Annotated in this window: 1 protein-coding gene; it reads left to right on the top strand. The window is 51.4% G+C overall.

Translation table 11 applies throughout. The annotated features are described in order from the left end of the window. On the top strand, positions 1–1073 hold a 1073-nt coding region (locus R8N28_RS26760; protein WP_318183863.1), incomplete at both ends, for a Calx-beta domain-containing protein.

Raw genomic sequence — 1073 nt, 5'->3', positions numbered from 1 at the left:
AAATACAACGGTTTTAATTACATTATCCGACGGAACCACCCAAGAAATTCAGGTGAATGAGGATGGATCGTTCACTGTTTCTCTTCCGATCGGGGAAGAGTCTTTTACGGTTAGCTTGGATACCATTGATGATAACTTAGCGGAAGGTTCGGAAACATTCAGTTTGTCCGGTTCAACGCCAGATCAGCCTACTCCAGTTACGGGTGTTGCAACGATTACAGATGAGGCAGAGCAAGGGCCAGAAGATACTGTAACCGTTAATATGACCGGCCCGAATAGCGTTTCGGAAGGTGAAACTACTTCCGAATACACCGTAACACTGAGCGATCCGGCTCCAGTCGGTAGCATCGTGACCTTAGCTTACAGCTACACCACTGCATCCGGTGATGACATCACTGAAACCACTCAAGCAGTGATTGGTGCGGATGGCGTAACCGCCACGTTTACCATCGATACGGTGGATGACGTTTACGCGGAAGGCGATGAAGTGTTCCGCGTCAGCGTGTCGGGTATTGTCGATAGCGACAGCAATCCTATCTTCGAAGCGTTGAACCTCGATAATGCGTTCGTCGACACCACCATCAGCGATGAAACCGATCCGGGTCCGGAAGATACGGTTACCGTGACCATGACAGGTCCAGCGAATGTCGTAGAAGGTGACACCACCACAGAGTACACCGTGACACTGAGCGATCCGGCACCTGTGGGTAGCATCGTCACGCTCGCTTATAGCTACACCACCGCGTCAGGTGATGACATCACTGAAACCACTCAAGCCATTATTGGCGCCGATGGTGTGACGGCTACGTTTACCATCGATACGGTGGACGATGTGTACGCGGAAGGCGATGAAGTGTTCCGTGTCAGCGTGTCGGGCATTGTCGATAGCGACAGCAACCCAATCTTTGAAGCACTGAATTTAGACAATGCGTTTGTCGATACCACCATCAGTGATGAAACCGATCCTGGTCCAGAAGATACGGTTACGGTGACCATGACTGGTCCAGCGAATGTCGTGGAAGGTGACACCACCACAGACTACACCGTGACACTGAGCGATCCGGCTCCTGTGG

Source organism: Vibrio sp. Vb1554 (assembly GCF_033344235.1).
Note: the sequence above shows the minus strand (reverse complement) of the source record. Positions and strands in the feature narration are given on the sequence as shown.